20 protein-coding genes and 1 pseudogene are annotated in these 17,806 nt (G+C 34.8%); all 21 read right to left on the bottom strand.

The genetic code is table 11. From position 1 onward, the window contains the following. Nucleotides 1-10 precede the first annotated feature (10 nt). Nucleotides 11-799, bottom strand: coding sequence for a sporulation transcription factor Spo0A (gene spo0A, locus ACY2U7_RS02645; protein ID WP_461815807.1), 789 nt, complete (start codon nt 797-799; stop codon nt 11-13). A 188-nt stretch (nt 800-987) separates the two neighbouring features. Beyond that, nucleotides 988-1,500 carry a helix-turn-helix domain-containing protein gene (locus tag ACY2U7_RS02640; protein ID WP_461815806.1) on the bottom strand — a complete coding sequence of 171 codons (513 nt, stop codon included), beginning with the start codon at nt 1,498-1,500 and terminating at the stop codon, nt 988-990. 151 nt (nt 1,501-1,651) lie between these two features. Further along, on the bottom strand, nt 1,652-2,026 hold the full coding sequence (locus ACY2U7_RS02635; protein ID WP_461815805.1) for a DUF3795 domain-containing protein: 375 nt from the start codon (nt 2,024-2,026) through the stop codon (nt 1,652-1,654). A gap of 127 nt (nt 2,027-2,153) precedes the next feature. Then, nucleotides 2,154-2,714, bottom strand: coding sequence for a 50S ribosomal protein L25 (locus ACY2U7_RS02630; protein WP_461813197.1), 561 nt, complete (start codon nt 2,712-2,714; stop codon nt 2,154-2,156). Between the two features lie 193 nt (nt 2,715-2,907). Next, nucleotides 2,908-3,204 (bottom strand): DUF4298 domain-containing protein, encoded by a 297-nt coding sequence (locus tag ACY2U7_RS02625; protein WP_461813198.1) that lies wholly within the window; start codon nt 3,202-3,204, stop codon nt 2,908-2,910. 105 nt (nt 3,205-3,309) lie between these two features. Continuing rightward, complete coding sequence (locus ACY2U7_RS02620) at nt 3,310-3,828, bottom strand: ClbS/DfsB family four-helix bundle protein (protein WP_461815804.1); 519 nt, start codon at nt 3,826-3,828, stop codon at nt 3,310-3,312. 165 nt (nt 3,829-3,993) lie between these two features. Beyond that, complete coding sequence (locus ACY2U7_RS02615) at nt 3,994-4,260, bottom strand: PH domain-containing protein (protein WP_461815803.1); 267 nt, start codon at nt 4,258-4,260, stop codon at nt 3,994-3,996. Between the two features lie 154 nt (nt 4,261-4,414). After that, complete coding sequence (gene rsgA / locus ACY2U7_RS02610; RefSeq protein ID WP_461815802.1) at nt 4,415-5,392, bottom strand: ribosome small subunit-dependent GTPase A; 978 nt, start codon at nt 5,390-5,392, stop codon at nt 4,415-4,417. After that, nucleotides 5,385-6,641 carry an MFS transporter gene (locus tag ACY2U7_RS02605; RefSeq protein ID WP_461815801.1) on the bottom strand — a complete coding sequence of 419 codons (1,257 nt, stop codon included), beginning with the start codon at nt 6,639-6,641 and terminating at the stop codon, nt 5,385-5,387. The genes rsgA and ACY2U7_RS02605 overlap by 8 nt, the downstream gene beginning before the upstream one ends. A gap of 385 nt (nt 6,642-7,026) precedes the next feature. Further along, nucleotides 7,027-7,797 (bottom strand): nucleoside phosphorylase, encoded by a 771-nt coding sequence (locus ACY2U7_RS02600; RefSeq protein WP_461815800.1) that lies wholly within the window; start codon nt 7,795-7,797, stop codon nt 7,027-7,029. Between the two features lie 87 nt (nt 7,798-7,884). Beyond that, nucleotides 7,885-7,998, bottom strand: a pseudogene (locus ACY2U7_RS02595) (SpoIVB peptidase S55 domain-containing protein); the annotation flags it as partial. A gap of 66 nt (nt 7,999-8,064) precedes the next feature. Next, on the bottom strand, nt 8,065-8,580 hold the full coding sequence (locus ACY2U7_RS02590; RefSeq protein WP_461812451.1) for a DUF3841 domain-containing protein: 516 nt from the start codon (nt 8,578-8,580) through the stop codon (nt 8,065-8,067). 129 nt (nt 8,581-8,709) lie between these two features. Then, nucleotides 8,710-9,765, bottom strand: a complete 1,056-nt coding sequence (gene spoIVB / locus ACY2U7_RS02585) for a SpoIVB peptidase (RefSeq protein ID WP_461815799.1) — start codon at nt 9,763-9,765, stop codon at nt 8,710-8,712. Nucleotides 9,766-9,854: 89 nt separating this feature from the next. Next, entirely contained in the window at nt 9,855-11,531 is a 1,677-nt protein-coding gene (gene recN / locus ACY2U7_RS02580) for a DNA repair protein RecN (protein ID WP_461815798.1), read from the bottom strand. Between the two features lie 9 nt (nt 11,532-11,540). Further along, nucleotides 11,541-11,993 (bottom strand): arginine repressor, encoded by a 453-nt coding sequence (argR, locus tag ACY2U7_RS02575; protein WP_461812444.1) that lies wholly within the window; start codon nt 11,991-11,993, stop codon nt 11,541-11,543. A gap of 5 nt (nt 11,994-11,998) precedes the next feature. Further along, nucleotides 11,999-12,808, bottom strand: a complete 810-nt coding sequence (locus ACY2U7_RS02570; RefSeq protein WP_461812443.1) for an NAD(+)/NADH kinase — start codon at nt 12,806-12,808, stop codon at nt 11,999-12,001. A gap of 14 nt (nt 12,809-12,822) precedes the next feature. Then, nucleotides 12,823-13,632, bottom strand: coding sequence for a TlyA family RNA methyltransferase (locus ACY2U7_RS02565; RefSeq protein WP_461812442.1), 810 nt, complete (start codon nt 13,630-13,632; stop codon nt 12,823-12,825). A 3-nt stretch (nt 13,633-13,635) separates the two neighbouring features. Then, the gene (gene dxs / locus ACY2U7_RS02560; protein WP_461812441.1) at nt 13,636-15,501 is read right to left on the bottom strand and encodes a 1-deoxy-D-xylulose-5-phosphate synthase; all 1,866 of its coding nucleotides are present in this window, start codon (nt 15,499-15,501) and stop codon (nt 13,636-13,638) included. Between the two features lie 12 nt (nt 15,502-15,513). Beyond that, a complete protein-coding gene (locus tag ACY2U7_RS02555) occupies nt 15,514-16,404 on the bottom strand; it encodes a polyprenyl synthetase family protein (RefSeq protein WP_461812440.1) in 891 nt (296 codons plus the stop codon). After that, complete coding sequence (xseB, locus tag ACY2U7_RS02550) at nt 16,394-16,597, bottom strand: exodeoxyribonuclease VII small subunit (protein ID WP_461815797.1); 204 nt, start codon at nt 16,595-16,597, stop codon at nt 16,394-16,396. Before xseB ends, ACY2U7_RS02555 begins: the two co-directional genes overlap by 11 nt. After that, nucleotides 16,566-17,801: an exodeoxyribonuclease VII large subunit gene (gene xseA, locus ACY2U7_RS02545; RefSeq protein WP_461812438.1), complete on the bottom strand. Its 1,236-nt coding sequence runs from the start codon at nt 17,799-17,801 to the stop codon at nt 16,566-16,568. Before xseA ends, xseB begins: the two co-directional genes overlap by 32 nt. Between the last annotated feature and the right edge of the window lie 5 nt (nt 17,802-17,806).

Here is a 17,806-nt window from a genome sequence, read left to right as displayed (position 1 = left end):
AAAGGATTTATCAGTGTTTGTATTTTAATTGAATTGTATCTGCAATCAGCGCAATAAACTCAGAATTTGTTGGTTTCCCCTTTCCGTTACTAATTGTATATCCAAATAACTCTTCTAATGTGTCCAATTTTCCTCTTCCCCATGCAACTTCAATTGCATGTCGAATCGCTCTCTCCACACGGCTTGCTGTCGTCTGATGTTTTTTTGCTACTGATGGATACAGAATCTTTGTAATTGCATTTAATACATCCATATCCTCTACCGCCATAATAATAGAATCGCGTAAATAGTGATATCCTTTAATATGAGCAGGAATTCCAATTTCATGGAGCATATCCGTTACACACTCCTCCAATCGTTCTTCTGGCAAAATTTGTGGTTGTGAAACAGATAATACCTGTTGTTTACCCGTCTTTATTTGTCTTCCTGCAGTACTCTTTATTCGATTAATAATCATTTCATTATTAAACGGTTTCATAATATAATAGTTAGCGCCTTTCCTGAACGCATCTTCTGTAATTCTTTCTTGTCCTACTGCTGTAACTACAATAAAATCTGGTTTCTTCTTTATACTCACATCTGTATTTATTTTCTCCAGTACGCTAATTCCATCCATTTTAGGCATAATCAAATCTAATAACACTACATCCGGTTCTTTATTTTTAATAATTTGACACATATCTTCCCCATTGTTTGCTTTTCCAACAACAGTAAGCTCATTATCTGTACTTATAATTTCATCTAAAAGTTCCAAAATTCTCTCATTATCGTCAGCAATTGCTACATTTAAGTTTCCCATAAATCGAAACCTCCTATTTTTATGACCCTCTAACTACCCGCACATTATATCCGACTCATTTTGCAGATACAAGAAAATATTGTCGGACGATTTCGACATTTTCCTCCTTATTTTACATTTCTCATCATATAAAAACAGATGATATAATTTTATTCCATTACATCATCTGCTTAAAAATATTTTTTTAATTATCTTCTTTTTTCTTTTGTCAAAAAGAAACCAACAATCCCACCAATCAAAACAAATGGGGCCACTCTAACAAACACCCATTCAAACGTATGAAAACCAACACCGATTATGGCTGTTTCGATATCATTATAGTTCCAATTTAAATACGGACTATTTAATACAATTGTAATAGCAAAAATAGTTGCTACAATTGCACATATTGAAATAAAAAACCAATGTAATATCTTTTGTTTTACTACTTTCTTTTGTGCCAACTGCAAATTAATAATCTCTAGCTTTTCAGAAATTACTTTTAAATCATCCACCGTATTTTCTACAATAGTTTCTCCCAACAGCGTACTAACAGGTGTTTCCAATATTTCTGATATAGAAAGCAACATATCAGAATCAGGCACCGACAACCCCGTTTCCCATTTCGAAATCGTTTGACGAACTACATTGAGCTTAATTGCAAGTTCTTCTTGCGAAAGTCCTTTTGACTTTCTAATTGCTTTGATATTTTCATTTAACATAACATGCACCCCTTTCTTTTCGTACCTACATGATATGATAACCTCCCCGTTGCTACAAGCAACGCATAATAACAATTATCCAATCATACATAGACCCTTGGCAATTTTTCCCTTTTTTAAATCATAACTCCTATATTTATTTCATCAGTACTTATCGTACTCCAGTTAGAATAAATTCCATCAACTTTTCTACATCATCAAATTCATCATAATCTCCATTTATTCCATCACGATGATATACAACTCCCTTTTCTTCATTCTTCTCTAAACAGTCTAATAATTTTTCCTCTCCATATTTTTTAGCAAATAAAGTAAATGTATATGGTTTGATTTTTTTCAATAGTCCTTTTTTGCAATCCTCTTCACATTTATAGCAATGTGTCAGCTCTTTTGAAATCGAACATTTTTTATTCTCACAATACTCATTGTCTGGGCAACCATTTGAACCACATCCATTACATTCCACATTTTCCGAGCATAAACAACACGCAAGACCACATCTAGCAATTCCCAACTCTCGTTTCATAAACATTTCCACTCTTTCTAATTTTCTGAAAAACTTTTTTATCTAACAAAATTATATCATATACACTCAAAAACGGTAGAGAAAATCTTCCTCTACCGTTTTTTGTTATGTTCTTATATCTTTACACCTATTCATTGCTTACAACAGTATGTGGCTCTACGATTCTTACAACAGACTCGTTCAAGTTTGTTTTTAAAGTAATCTTTTTATTTGATGCAATCGGAAGATCCTTAACTAGAATCTCATCCCCCACTCTCATCTTTTCCAAATCAATTTCAATTTTTTCTACCAATGCCTCAGGAGTTGCTACATAAGCGATTTCTGGTAGATCCAATTCAACAATTCCATTGACAACTTTATCATGATTTAGCAAAACAATCTCTGCTACAGAATGTACCTGTTCCCCTTTTACAAGCATCTGAAAATCAATTTCAAGAATCTGATGTTTCATGGAGTCAATATCAATTTCCTTGATTAAAACATTCCTCTTTTCACCTTCCAACTCCATAATAACTTGGCTTCCTTTTTGACAATTTTTCAATAATTCTTCTGCATCATGTTTGCCCATCTGAATTGGAATAGAATTTTTTAACTCTTTGCCAAATACATTTCCAGTAACAAATCCTTCTCTTCTCAGTTTTTTAGTTTTTGTCTGCATGTTTCTTTTTTCAACTTTTAAAGTATTCATATATCTTTTCCTCCAAAAATCATTATTTAACATGCTTAGCGGACTTTGCTTTCGTTGGTCTGTTAAGTAGTTATTTTGTTCTACAATTATTATAACACATATATTAAAAAATAATTCAACAAACAATCCTACTTCTTCACTTAAAAATATGTGCATTTTTTAAAGATAAGTGTTCTTTTACCCTTTATTCTCTTTATGCCTTTAAACCTTTCAAAGCTATTTCCATCATATGTATCATTAAATCACGATTGTCACAAATAACATCATAAAGTTCATCTTCTGATAACGCCCCTCTATTTAGTGATGTTGGAATATTGCCTTTTTCATCCTCTTCAATGTCCTGCATCCTCTGTTCACTTCCGAAATATTCATTAAGAATTTCAAAGTCTTTTTGTTGTAAATCCAATTCATTTAATAGTGCTTCCATATTTTCTATCAATTTTCTACGGTTTGCCATTAAATTTGACATCTGTTCTACATGTTCGTACAATCATCTTCACCCCTTAGCTTTATTTTTATAAAATAATAAATTTTATCCAAAAATATCTCCATTATTAGTAATATCAGCAGTAGATCCATCAATATCAATACTACTTTACATCATGAACTTCTTCCACTTTCTAATCTTTGTTCGAAAAGTACCGAAGGGAGCCACTGTGTTGACATGAATAAATTTATAAACCTCCCAAACAGCAGATTTAGTAGCATCATCTGCCCACTTTCGTCTGTGTGGAAGAAAAATATCTTTGTCAGACATAGAATCAATCATCTCGTAAATCTTTTGAATATTCATGTCTAGTGTTGTCCTAAGTTCCTGGAGAGATAATTTAGCATAAGTATCTGTAAACCATTGATACAATTCTCTGAGCTGATTCCATTTAAACTGATCTGAAGGCGTTTTTACTTCTAGACCATTTCTTTCATCCTGCTCCCACTTGAGAACAAGAGTAGTCCATCCTACTTGGTACGCTAAATTCTCTGCCGGGGTGCGATCAATCTCTTCTGCACGAAGATCTTTCATATCTTCTGGGATATTATCAAACTCAGCAATAAACTTAGTATAGGTTTTCTGAATTTCATCTTTCAACTCTTCTTTGCTAGTATATACTTTCATAAATTACCTCTATTAGATTTTCTTTTGTATTTCCCGAATAAGTTCATCTCGATTTTTAGGTAATATCCCAACTAAATTTGTCATGCTGCAATCCTTATACTTGATGAATACCATTTTTTCGCTTAATGCTGGATATCTTCCAAAAGACTTCTTATAATACCACCTCTAAATATCATGAAACGCAATCTCATTCTTATATATACCACAATGAATGACTAATCTATCTGTTTCAAGGACATACTTCGTAATAATTACAGGATATATTAATACAAAATAATGTATTGCTGCAGCAACTATAAATGCTATAGAAGTCACAATCACATTTCCATTGTCACGTGTATATAGAAATGAACCAATTAATATCGCCGCAATAATAAGTGACACAAGAAAATACATTAAGCCTACATTACTTTTATACACTTTTTTGTCCATCCTATTCTTTCCCACAGTATGTGTGAATATATTATACTGAAAATTTTTAGAATGGACAAGTACAACTACGATGAGAGCAACAGAGGTACGTCCCCTTTTTAATTGAAGTCACGTCTATATTAAAAATTCCAGTGGAATAGACAATAGTATCATCTCATTTTTTGTTCTTACGTGAACGGCATTGCTGTACTTTTCTAATTCTTTTTCTTTCATGCTCTAGTTTAATAAATTGTTTGTATTCTTCCTGGGTAATTTCCCCCGTATAAAGTGCCGCCTGTATTCGACAGTACGGTTCTACTGTATGTGTGCAATTTGAAAATTTGCATTCTTCTGCCAATCGATAAATCATTCCAAATGCCGAATTTTCTTGGTTCATGTCCCAAATCCCCAACTCTCGCATACCAGGAGTATCGATAATCCAGATTTGAGATTCATTACAATAGTGCATGGATCGTGAAGTAGTTGTATGACGTCCTTTGTTGCTTTTTAGACTAAAATGCGAGGTTGCCTGTTGTTCATTATCCACGAAACAGTTAATCAGAGTCGATTTGCCAACGCCTGACGGTCCTACTAATGCAAGAGTTTCTCCTGGCTTAAAGTAGGAGTATAATTCATCAATATCATCGTGAACTGCTGAAATAGTAGCCATTTGTATATGCGGGAACGCACAGCGAATTTCTTTCAATTTTTCGTCTGCATTCGGACACAAGTCTTTTTGTGTAAATAGCAATAACTGTCGATAATTTCCTGATAGTACAAATATGTATCGCCCTATGACACTTGGGCGAATGGTTCCTCGCATTGATAAGCAAATGCATAAAAGATCAATATTAGATGCAATCATTTGCTTTCGCAATTGTGTTCCAGAAACTTTTCTAGATAAACTACTTTTCCGCGGCAAGCATTCGTTTATCCTCATATTTTCAGCATCCCGACTAATTTTGCACCAATCTCCAACAGCCAATTGCAATTCGCTTTCAATAAGGTGTGAGGCTAAGTGTGCAGTAAACTGCCCTTGGGCATTCAAAACGGTTGCACTTCCACGTTGTAGTTCCACAATGCGTCCAACATCACTTGGCAGTTCCGAAGTTTCTGCATATTTCTTGTAAGATAGTAAGAGTTCTTCATTCATCTATTTTTCTCCTTTTCTGTATCTTGATTACTCGATAGGTTTTATTCATTACTACAAACGTAATTACAAGTCCAATAGCAGAAGCCAAATAAACTATTGTAACTGGAAGCTTATCTGCACAGAAGCCATAGAACATCTGTCCGATAGGTACAGAAATTGTAGCGCTCAGCTGAATCATAGAAACTACTCTGCCAATGATTTGCTCTGGAATATATCTTTTTATTGTAATGGATGTAGCAATATTCATTATGGTTACGATTGCTACAAGCAACGCCATTGTTGCAGTCACAATATATAACGACGTAGTCGCAGGAATAGCATTGTTACCGAAATATAAAATACAACTCAAACACAGCAAAGCTACAGCTGCAACAGACGTTCCACCCTTATTTGCTTTGTATTCATCTTCATCATTAATGAAACTCATAGCAAGGAACGGCGCAATTAAGCCAGCGATTCCCAACACCATATTGAACATGGCGTATAAATCTACATTGGCTTGCATTGTGATGCGAAAATAATGTGGTGCAGTAACTGAAAACAGAGGACCAACAAAAAAATTAAAAAGCGGTGCAAACAAAATAATTCCCCAAATATAAGCATGATCTTTCAAACATAGACTTGCCTCCTGATAGGCTTGAAATGTGTTTCTTAAGGAAAATATCGGGGACTTTTCGGTGTCATTACTTATAGATGTATAGGCGAATCTACAACGAATTACTAAGGTCATAAGGAATGCAATCATTTCCAGTGTAAGAGCAATTCCCAAAACGCCAACAAGCCTAAAATATCCGTAAAATAGGGCTGCTATAACGGGTGAGAGAATTTCAACAATGCCATCATCCAAAGCTGAAAGTTTACTTGCAGGAGCAATTTCCTCTTCGGCTACGATACAAAGTAGCACCTTTGCTTCTGTAGGACCAAGAAATGTCTCACATAATTCAAGCGTAATCACCAATACATAAATGAGTGGGAGGTTTAGTGGAATTACAAACCCATGGATTACGAAAAAGCAAGCCATTAAGACAGTTAATCCAAGCGTACCACAACGCAAAATTTGTATACTATCCTTATAATCTGCTAAATATCCGGCAAACGAACTACAAAGAATACGTGGAAGGATAATAATAGACAGGACTGTGGAGTAAACAAAAGCTGATCCGATGAGATCAAGCACATAAATTGCCAAAGCAAACTGTAAAATATTGGAGGCTAGACGCAGCAAAGTTGTCGACCCCCAAAAAGCCATGAAACTTTTGTGCTTCAAAAGATGAACATACATATTTTCTTTCATAAAAGTACCTCTTTCTTATAAAATTAGAAACAAAAAAAGCCTCTGATAAAATCAGAGACGCAAATTTAACCACACAAAAAGGTACTTATACAGCGGACAAAATGATGCTTGATTTTATCAGAATAAATTTTTTCATTTTGTCCACCTGCCTTTCTTTACTTAAAGTAATCATATTGTATCAAGCTAGTTCTGCTGTGTCAATATATTCTGTACCATTTAAGAGAAATAATACCTATTCACTGTATAGTGACTTAAATCATTCATCTAAATTTAGAATACCACTCACGAGTGATTTCTATTAGGGACAACAACTTTATCGTAACAATGCTTCATCATACAATTAGAGGCTATTTTTTTCTACCGCCTCTGCAATCATTTTAGCCCTCTCAAATAAATTGTAGCGCATTTCATGTGTCACATTCCATGTCCATTTAGGAGCATTGCTATTTTCCGGGTGTTTATCGGAAGCCATCAGAACTGATGCTGCTTTTATTCCCAGATATTTGCTTACACTCAACACAGCCGATGTTTCCATATCAACACCTACAGCACCTTTTTCTCTCCATAGTTGCTCTTTATAGAATGTTTGTCGATATACACCATCTGTTGAAACGATGGGTACTGATTTCCCAGAAGTGAGAGAGCCGGCAATTTCTTTGATACGCTCATCTGGCTCCGCATACTCAATGGAACTATAATAGTGTAAGGAAGTTCCTTCTTCTACAAAAGCCTTCGCAGGAACAATCATGTCACCAAGAGCCACTTCACTTCTAAATGTCCCAAACATACCGACAGAAAGAATTGTTTTTACACCTAAGGCAGAAAGCGTTTCTATCGTATCAACAGCCTGAGGTGCACCTCGTCCACCATCCAGAAAGCAGATATTATCATTTAACTGATAAACTGGGCAGCCTCGCAAGAACCGAGGAAGTTTTTTTAGAATCAATGGGCAATCATATTTTTCTACCAAATAGTCCACTCCACTGTGCATAAAAAAGAGGATGGCTATATGCGGCAATTTAAGGATGGTTGTAGCATTATGGCTACTCGCTATATTCTCTTTTGCTGTCAAAACCGGTTTTGTAACATCTCCTTCGTATTTCCATTGCATAATATCTCCCCCTTGATGTTAGTTTGAGTACATTATATCATATAAACCTCAAAAGCGACAAGGGTGAACTCCTCTGCCACTTTTCCTTTACGCCACTGCGTCCAACATACTCTCAATAAAAATATCGTAGCCTCTTGTTGGGTCATTCACTAGAACGTTGGTCACTGCTCCCACCAGTTTCCCGTCCTGAATAATGGAACTGTCTCTCACAAGCGCTTTCTATTAGAGGCAACAACTGTTACCTAAATCGGATTAGGTATAGCCCCTTTACCCAGATACAAAAAATTCTGAACGAACAACCCATTCTTTCCTAACTTCCCAAAAAACCGCTTGTGTTGTTTTCGGCTCCGGCCAATATGCATTCTTTTGGTTCCACTTGAAAATATTGCTCCAGCTTTCCCGAATTTCTCGTTCGGAATATATTTTTTCAATATCTCCAGAAAAGCTCACTTCACCATGATTCAGAACGCAGTGCCACATATCATAATCTGACAGCAAAACAAACTGGTCTGGAATTTCAAGTGTTAACAGTACAATAGGCGTACCTTTTACATACCAGCGGCGATGGGTTCGCATATCCAGCCGTTTATGTCTTCCTTCCCATTGATACCAAGCCCAAATCGGATAATGTACTCCACTCGGTGCTTTTCCAACTTTCTGTGCCAATTGTTCAGCCATCCAATCATAAGCAAATCTCAAATCATCTTCACAAAAGAGATGGTTTTCATTAGCATGAAGAACACCCTCTCTTTGAAGTTGATTGTAAGCAGACTGATGCTGAATACTCCATAGTTTTATTCTAATCCACCTACCTTCTACATTTTATCTGTTCACTAAAATGTGATTTCTCTATCACAATTATACCACATCAAGCGAAAAAGAAGCAGAGGGAAATTCCCTCTGCCACAATTTTTATGCCGCTGCGTCCAACATATTCTCAATAAAAATACCGTATCCCCTTGTTGGGTCATTCACTAGAACATGAGTAACTGCTCCCACCAGTTTCCCGTCCTGAATAATTGGGCTACCCGACATCCCCTGTACTATCCCACCTGTTTTTTTCAACAGTTCTTTATCAGTCACTTCAAGAACAATCCCTTTATTTACTTCTCTCTCATGCAAATCCACTTTAGTGATACGCACAGCATATTCTTTTAACTTTCCATCAACTGAACATTTAATTTTCGCATCCCCTTCCTTAATCTCTTCTTTTTTTCCAAATCGCAACGGTTGTTGTTTCATCAACTCCATAGGAATCACATCCATTTTCCCATATATTCCTTCTTCCGTATTTTTCTCAATACTTCCTAAGACATTATACTGATTGTAAACAATAAGGCCTTCCATTCCACCCGGTTCACCATGCACGCCCTTTTTTATATCTTGAATACTTGTTTCATAAAGCCTTCCTGTAGACATCTGCAAAAGTTTTCCTGTATCTATATCATGTATTCCGTGTCCAAGTGCTCCAAATTCACTATTTTTATTTAAAAACGTGATTGTTCCAAGTCCTTGTGTATTATCTCTAATCCATATACCCAATTTATAAGATTTTCCCTTGCATTTTATTGGATGAACTTTTACAGACACATTTTCTTTTCCTCGTCTTAATTTTAAAACTGTTCCTGAAGGGTTTAAGTGTGACATTTGATTCAGAAGTTCTTTTTTGTTTTTCACCTTCACTCCATCTATCTCTTGAATATAATCACCTTTTCTAACTAACCTTTTCGCAGGCTCATAATTTCCACCATCAACCGATTTTATTTTTTCTGTTCCCAACACCATAACTCCCGCTGTTTCCATATAAATTCCCACAGGAATCCCACCCGGAATAAGTAAATCATCAGATATAGATTCTACACTTACTTTTTGTTTTCGCTCCTGTTCTTTAAGTAACATTCCTCCTTCTATAGTTATCATAAATACAAGAGCAATGACTAGATATCTACGATACCAATATTTTCTCACCACTTATACCTCCCAAAAATAATATAAAAACAGATATCCAAAAGGATATCTGTTTTAGTATGTGAATCTATATTCATTTTACACTGGCATTATTTTACATTTAAAGCAAGGTTTTTCATCTCTATCGCATTTTCAATCACTTTATCTGTAATTTGAGCCCCTCCAAGAATTCTGGCTAATTCCTGTATTGATTGCTCTTCATTGAGTTTACTAATTTCCGTTTTCGTCTTCCCATCATTTACCTTTTTCTCAATAGCAAAATGTGCGTCTGCCATAGCTGCAATTTGTGCTAGATGTGTAATACAAATAACTTGATGCTTTCGCCCAATAACACACATTTTTTCAGAAACTTTCTGTGCTGTGCGACCACTTATTCCCACATCTATCTCATCAAATATCAATGTCTCTATTGCATCTTTATCGGCAAGAACTGTTTTGATTGCAAGCATAATTCTAGATAACTCACCACCAGATGCCACTTCACCTAAAGGTTTTACTAATTCCCCTGGATTCATGGAAATCAAAAATTCAATCTCATCTTTTCCATTTGCAGTAAACTCTTCCAATTGATTAAAAGAAATTTCAAACTGTACTTCCAAAAAATTTAATTCTAAAAGTCCTTCTTTAATAACATCTTTTAATAAAATTGCTGCTTTTTTTCGCCCTTCTGATAATTGTTTTGTTACCTCTTTTAAGTTTTCTTCTGCTACACAATATTTTTTTTGTAATTGTTCTACATAGGCATCATAATCATTTAATTTCTCCAAGCGTTCTTCTTTTTCCTCACAATAGGAAAGAATTTCTTCTATAGTTTGTCCATATTTTGCTTTTAATCTATTTATTTCATTTAGCCTTGTTTCTGTTTCATAAAATTCTTCCTCAGAAAATTCTAGCGTATGTCTATATTCTGAAAGTTCTCGATTAAAATCATTTAACAAATTATCTACGTCTGAAAGTTGTCCATGTAAAGCACTGATGGAATGATCCATATGAGAAATTTCTCCTATACAGCGGATAGCTCTATTTAACATATCACCAATTCCATTTCCACCATATTCCCCCATATACCCGGAAACTTCTTCTAGATTTTCCACAATCCTTTTACTATTGATCATTTTTTTATATTGCTCTTCTAAATCTTTATCCTCACCAAATTTAAAATTTGCCTCACGAATTTGGTTTACTTCAAACTGAATAAAATCTATCTCTTTTTCTCTATCTGTCTCGTCAATCTTTGCTTGCTTCAGTTCCTCTTTTATTTTTTTATAAATTGTATATTTTTCCTTTACTTGCGTCTTCATTTCCGAAATTTGTTCTTTTGCAAAAGCATCTAATATATCCAAATGATTTTTCTTATATAATAAAGACTGATGTTCATGTTGTCCATGAATATCAATTAATATACTTGCAGCTTCTTTTACTTTGTTTATAGAAACCGTTTCTCCATTAATTCTACTAACACTTCGTCCTTCCATTAGTTTGCGACTAAATACAACTTCATTTTCTTCTGGAAATATGTCCAATTTTTCCAAAGCCTTTTTTATTTCTTCTTTTTCTATCCGAAAAGTAAGCTCCACTAATCCATATGAAGCGCCTTTTCTTAACATGTCTGCATTATACTTTCCGCCTAGCGCCAAATGAATTGAACCTAAAATAATAGACTTTCCAGCTCCTGTTTCCCCAGTTAGTATATTTAAACCTTTTTCAAAATCAACTTCAATCTCATCAATCAGTGCGAGATTTTTTATATGTAAGTTTTGTAGCATTCTTTTCTCCTATTGAAAAACAATTTTGCTGATTTTTTCCATAACCTCTGTGGTTACTTCTTCATTTCGTATTGCACACATAATCGTATCATCTCCCGCTATACATCCTACAACTTCATGCCATTTCATAGCATCTAATGCCGCTGCAACAGCCATAGCCATTCCAGGAACCGTTTTTATGACAAGAATATTCTGTGCTTTATCCATAGATAAATATCCATCTTGCAAGACTCTACGATATTTATCTTTTAAATCTTCATCTGGAGTACGAAGGACAATATATTTCTGTTTTCCAGTACTTGTTGGTACCTTTGTCAATCTCAAATCTCTAATATCTCTGGAAACTGTTGCCTGTGTTACTTGAAATCCAGCTTCATTTAAATAATCTGCCAATTCTTCTTGTGTCTCAATATCATACTTATGAATTAGTTCTACGATTTTTGCATGTCTGTTTACTTTCATTTTAGTTAGTTTCCTTTCATTTTTCTTCTAAGTGTTTCCAAAAAACTCACTCGATTTATTTTCATTAGTTTCATTGTTTCATTTGCTTTTTTTATTACGATCTTGTCCCCTGTGCGTATTTTTAATATATCGGTTCCATCAAAGGCAACAACCGACTCATCTTCCTCATTTTCTCTTCTACTTCCCATTTCGATTACAATTTCATCTTCCACAGATAAAATAATACTACTTGTATTTAGCGCATGAGAGCAAATAGGAGTAAGTATCAGTATGGATGCTGTCGGTTCTACCACTGGTCCTCCTGCTGACAGATTATAGGCTGTAGAACCTGTTGGCGTAGAAACAATCATTCCATCTGCTTGATATGTGTTTAATAATTCTCCGTTTACATACACACGAAAAGAAATCAAGCGTAAAGACCCATACCGTGTGACAACAATATCATTTAACGCCACATTCTCTACACCATTTGGTAGACTTCCTTTCAACATCATTCTCTCTTCTACTGTATACTCGTCAGCAAACAAACGATCCAACGCAGGATAAATTGTCTGCATTTCAATTTCTGTCAAATATCCAAGTGTACCTAAATTAATACCAATAAGTTTTACATTTTTACCTAAAAGTTCCCTTGCAGCCTGTATAAGTGTTCCATCACCACCGATTACAAGTACACCTTCTGTATCATTTGGAATTGGTTGTTCACTTTCCAAAATACATTTCTTTCCATTTTCTTCTATGTATTTTTTGATTGCCTTTGTAACTTCATACTTTTCATCTTTAGTATGATTTGTAATAACATAAAATTTATCCATGACTTTACACGCCCTTATTTTGCTAATGTATCAAACGCATTATCTACAACACTTTTTAGATCCACTTCAACATTTTCTAATGTTCCAATTGTGTCTGTTTTTTGAATATGAAGCAAATATTCAATATTCCCTTCTGGACCTTTAATTGGTGAAAATTCAATATTTAATACTTTAAATCCAATCGAAACTGCATAAGATACAACTTTTTCAATCACTTCATGATGAGTACTCTTTTCCCGTACAACTCCTTTTTTCCCAACTTTCTCTCTTCCAGCTTCAAATTGTGGTTTGATTAACGCTACAATTTGACCATTCGATTTCAAATAGTTACGAATTGGTAATAATACTTTTGTTAAAGAAATAAAGGAAACGTCAATTGAAGAAAAATCAATTTCTTCACCTAAATCTTCTGGTGTCACATATCGAATATTTGTTTTTTCCATACAGACAACTCTATCGTCTTGACGCAATTTCCATGCTAACTGTCCTCTTCCTACATCAATAGCAAAAACTTTTCTTGCACCATTTTGGAGCATACAATCTGTAAATCCACCTGTTGAAGAGCCAACATCTGTACATACTTTTCCATCCAAATTTACATCAAAATTTGCAACCGCTTTTTCTAATTTCAGTCCCCCACGACTTACATATGGAAGTGTGTGGCCTTTGATTTCAATCTGCACTTCATCAGAAAAAGTTGTTCCTGCCTTATCCTCTCGTTCTCCTTCCACAAATACGTTTCCAGACATAATAATCGCTTTCGCCTTTTCTCTAGATTCTACTAAATTTCTTTTTACCAGTAATACATCTAAACGTTCTTTCATTTTTTATCTCCCAATATATTGTGCAATAATTTGTTTCACAATAGATTCATCATCTAACATAATTTCTTTTCTTAAAACATCAATGTTTCCATGTTCCACATATTCATCAGGAACTCCTATCTTCAGTACATCCACTGCAAGATGATGTTGCATAACATAATCTTGCACTTTTTCTCCATAACCACCCGATAAAACGTTCTCTTCGATAGTCACAAACAATGTATGTTCTTTTGCCATTTCTTCCAAAATATTTTCATCAATTGGTTTTACAAATCTACTATTGATCAAACTACAATTATAACCAATTTCTTTTAATTTCTCTCTTACCTTTTCTGCAACTTCCATCATATGTCCGACAGAAAATAAAGCAATTCCATCCTCTTCGTAAATAGTTTCACTTGTTTGAAACTTAATCGGTTTCCGATATTCTTTTAATCCCATATACGCATTGCCTCTTGGATAACGAATTGCTATTGGTGCTTCATAGCTAATTGCATAACGAATCATATCTGCCAATTCCCAACGATTTTTTGGAGAAATAATTGTCATATTCGGAATACTTGACAAAAATGATAAATCAAAAATTCCTTGATGTGTCTCACCATCATTTCCTACAATACCAGCTCGGTCTACCGCAAATACAACAGGTAAATTCTGTAATGCAACATCATGTATCACTTGATCATATGCTCTTTGCAAAAAAGACGAATATACCGCAAACACTGGTTTTAACCCACCGGCTGCCAAACCTGCCGCAAATGTAACCGCATGCTCTTCTGCAATCCCTACATCAAAAAATCTTTTTTTGTATCTTTTAGCAAATTCTGCAAGGCCTGTCCCATCTGACATTGCTGCTGTAATTGCTACAATTTTATCATCTTTTGCTGCTAAATCACACATTACTTTTCCAAAAACATCTGTATATGTGTCCTTCTCTTTTTTAGCCAATGCTTCCCCTGTTTCAATTGCAAATGGACCGGTTCCATGAAACTTGGATGGAAATTCTTCAGCTGGAAGATATCCTTTTCCTTTTTTAGTAATAACATGTACTAATACAGCATTATTTAATTTTTTTGCTTCCATAAATGTTCTATATAAAGCTTTCACATCATGTCCATCGATCGGACCAAGATAAGTAATTCCCATATCTTCAAAAAACATTCCTGGCACAAAAAGTTGTTTGATACTACTTTTCGTTTTCTTTAAATGTGAAACTAACGGTTTACCAGCTACTGGAATCTGTCTTAATGTTGATTCAACCCCCTTCTTAAGTCCTGTGTAAGCATCAGCTGTTCGAAGACCATCCAAGTACTTAGACATTCCACCTACATTTTTCGAAATAGACATATTATTATCATTGAGAACAATAATAAAGTTACTGTTTAAATGTGAAGCATTATTTAAGGCCTCATATGCCATTCCTCCAGTAAGAGAACCATCACCTATTACTGAAATCACATGATGTTTCTCTCCCAAAATCTCTCTTGCCTCTACATAACCTAGTCCTGCTGATATAGATGTAGAACTATGTCCTGTATCAAACGCATCACAGTCACTTTCCTTTCTTTTTGGAAATCCACTCATGCCTCCATGTTTACGCAAGTCATCAAATCCTGCTTTTCTTCCCGTTAACAACTTATGCGTATACGCTTGATGCCCAACATCCCAAATCATTCTATCTTGCGGAAGTTCAAATGCAAGGTGCATTGCCATTGTAAGTTCAACTACCCCTAAGTTAGAAGCAAGGTGTCCTCCAGTCACACTTATCTTTTCAATTAAAAATGTACGAATTTCATCTGCTAAAACAAAAAGTTCCTGTTCATTCAGTTTTTTGATATCATTTTCTTTTTGAATTCGTTCTAGTACCATATATGTACTCCTTTATTTTTCTCTGTAAATCAATTTCTCCAAAAGAGCTATTAAATATAGATTCTCCCTGTTCAATCCTTGTAGCATCGTAATCGCCTCTATCGAAAGTTTTTCAACCTGCTCTTTCGCTTTTTCAAATCCTTCTAATGTCACATAAGTAGTTTTTTCATTTTTTTCGTCGCTACGAATTGGTTTACCAAGCACTTCTTCTGTACTTATTACATCTAAAATATCATCCTGAATCTGAAATGCAAGCCCAACTTTTTTTGCTGAATTCTCAACAATCATCACTTCTTTTTCTGTAGCACCTGCTAAAATCGCCCCTATCATCATCGAAGCTTCTATTAGCGCACTTGTTTTTAAATCATAGATAAAATCTAGCACATCTTTATCTACTCTTGTTCCCGCTGCCGTTACATCAACTACTTGACCACCTATCATCCCATAAATCCCCGATTTCTTTCCGAGAATCTGAAGTGCTTTTCCAATTAAATAACTATCTTCCTTCTTCATATCAAATGCTTTTGAGGCGGTTTCAAAGGCATAATTTAGTAACGCATCTCCTGCTAATATTCCCATAGCTTCCCCATAAACAATATGCGTTGTCTTTCTTCCTCTTCTATAATCATCATTATCCATGGCTGGAAGATCATCATGAATAAGAGAATATGTATGAATCATTTCTATTGCTACCATAAACGGTTCTATAATCTCTTCCGTTCCACCAAACATTTCATATGTTTCTTTCATTAGCATAGGACGCACTCTTTTCCCACCTGCCATAAGATTATATTCCATTGCCTCCATAATCTTTTTTTGATGTCCTGATGCGTTTGGCAAATATTTTTTCAGAACACCTTCTATTTCCGCTACTTTCGCTTCTCTTAACTCATTAAAATTCATGTTCTGCTCCTTCTCCGTCCAAAATCAACATTTTTTTCTCAACCGCGTCTATCTTTTCGTTACATATTTTTAGCATCTGCATACCTTTATGATACAGCTGAAAAGAATCCTCTAAAGAAATGTCTTCTCTTTCCATATCCTTTATAACCGTATCCAGTTGGTTAAACACTTCCTCCAGTGTCTTCTCTTCCATTTTCTTCCTCCTTAATTCTATCTATCACTTTTGTATAAACCGTTCCATCTTTTAACTCTATTTTTAGTGTATCATTTATTTTTACTTGTTTTACACTTTTAATCGCCGTTCCATCTTTTCGAGTTATATAGCCAAATCCTTTGCTCAATTTTTCTAAAGGGGATAGTGCTTTCATACTTTCTAAACGCACAGAAAATTCATACTTTGCTCTTTCTAGCTTTTTTTCCATAAGAATACGAATTTTTTCTTCCATACCAATTAAACGTTGTTTTTGCTCGCGCAATCGATTATATGGTTGTAAATACTTCATCCGAATTTCATACTGCTTAAGAAATGTACGTTTTCTAATAATAACTTGTCTTAAATTTCTTTTCAATTGTATCTCACAATCATACATCTTTTCTTTTAACTGGCTGTACTCTGTAACAGCAAGTTCTGCAGCTGCAGAAGGTGTTGGTGCTCTCAAATCCGCTACATAATCTGCAATTGTTGTATCTGTCTCATGGCCTACTGCTGAAATAATAGGAATAGAACAATCAAAAATTGCTCTAGCTACACTTTCTTCATTAAACGCCCACAAATCTTCTATCGAACCGCCTCCTCTACCGACAATCATCAAGTCCACTTGCTTTTCTTCTAATATTTTAATCCCCTTTACAATACTTTCAGGTGCATCTTTTCCTTGTACTAAGGCTGGATACAAAATCAATTGTACATAAGGATTCCTTCTTGATGCAATATTCATAATATCTTGTATTGCTGCCCCTGTAGGTGCGGTAACAATTCCTATTCTTTTTGCATAAAAGGGAATAGGCTGCTTATATTCTTGGGCAAACATACCCATTTCTTCTAATTCCCTTTTTAATGTTTCAAATTTCTCATATAATAGCCCTGCACCATCTAGAATAATTTCTCTGGCATAAAGCTGATATTTTCCATCTCTTTCATAAGTTGTGATATTGCCCAGAACGACGACTTGCTGACCTTCTCGCATACGAAAAGTAAGCCCCGCCCGTTGTCCTGCAAACATAATGCAGGCTAACGTTCCGGACTCATCTTTTAAAGAAAAATAGATATGACCCGATGTATGATATTTACAATTGGATACTTCCCCTTTTACATAAATACGGTTTAACATAAAGTCCTGTGTAAACATATTTTTGATATATGAATTGACTTGTTTAACCGAATATACATTACGCATTGGAC

Origin of the sequence: Faecalimonas sp. (assembly GCA_029264305.1) — a bacterium.
Classification (GTDB): Bacteria; Bacillota; Clostridia; order Lachnospirales; family Lachnospiraceae; genus Faecalimonas.
This window is presented reverse-complemented; position numbering and strand designations above follow the sequence as displayed.

Bases quoted from the DNA above. Each gene is read 5' to 3' on its own strand.
- spo0A (WP_461815807.1), bottom strand. From the start codon at position 799: ATGGGAAACTTAAATGTAGCAATTGCTGACGATAATGAGAGAATTTTG.
- ACY2U7_RS02640 (WP_461815806.1), bottom strand. From the start codon at position 1,500: ATGTTAAATGAAAATATCAAAGCAATTAGAAAGTCAAAAGGACTTTCG.
- ACY2U7_RS02635 (WP_461815805.1), bottom strand. From the start codon at position 2,026: ATGAAACGAGAGTTGGGAATTGCTAGATGTGGTCTTGCGTGTTGTTTA.
- ACY2U7_RS02630 (WP_461813197.1), bottom strand. From the start codon at position 2,714: ATGAATACTTTAAAAGTTGAAAAAAGAAACATGCAGACAAAAACTAAA.
- ACY2U7_RS02620 (WP_461815804.1), bottom strand. From the start codon at position 3,828: ATGAAAGTATATACTAGCAAAGAAGAGTTGAAAGATGAAATTCAGAAA.
- ACY2U7_RS02615 (WP_461815803.1), bottom strand. From the start codon at position 4,260: ATGGACAAAAAAGTGTATAAAAGTAATGTAGGCTTAATGTATTTTCTT.
- rsgA (WP_461815802.1), bottom strand. From the start codon at position 5,392: ATGAATGAAGAACTCTTACTATCTTACAAGAAATATGCAGAAACTTCG.
- ACY2U7_RS02605 (WP_461815801.1), bottom strand. From the start codon at position 6,641: ATGGCTTTTTGGGGGTCGACAACTTTGCTGCGTCTAGCCTCCAATATT.
- ACY2U7_RS02600 (WP_461815800.1), bottom strand. From the start codon at position 7,797: ATGCAATGGAAATACGAAGGAGATGTTACAAAACCGGTTTTGACAGCA.
- recN (WP_461815798.1), bottom strand. From the start codon at position 11,531: ATGCTACAAAACTTACATATAAAAAATCTCGCACTGATTGATGAGATT.
- argR (WP_461812444.1), bottom strand. From the start codon at position 11,993: ATGAAAGTAAACAGACATGCAAAAATCGTAGAACTAATTCATAAGTAT.
- ACY2U7_RS02570 (WP_461812443.1), bottom strand. From the start codon at position 12,808: ATGGATAAATTTTATGTTATTACAAATCATACTAAAGATGAAAAGTAT.
- ACY2U7_RS02565 (WP_461812442.1), bottom strand. From the start codon at position 13,632: ATGAAAGAACGTTTAGATGTATTACTGGTAAAAAGAAATTTAGTAGAA.
- dxs (WP_461812441.1), bottom strand. From the start codon at position 15,501: ATGGTACTAGAACGAATTCAAAAAGAAAATGATATCAAAAAACTGAAT.
- ACY2U7_RS02555 (WP_461812440.1), bottom strand. From the start codon at position 16,404: ATGAATTTTAATGAGTTAAGAGAAGCGAAAGTAGCGGAAATAGAAGGT.
- xseB (WP_461815797.1), bottom strand. From the start codon at position 16,597: ATGGAAGAGAAGACACTGGAGGAAGTGTTTAACCAACTGGATACGGTT.
- xseA (WP_461812438.1), bottom strand. From the start codon at position 17,801: ATGCGTAATGTATATTCGGTTAAACAAGTCAATTCATATATCAAAAAT.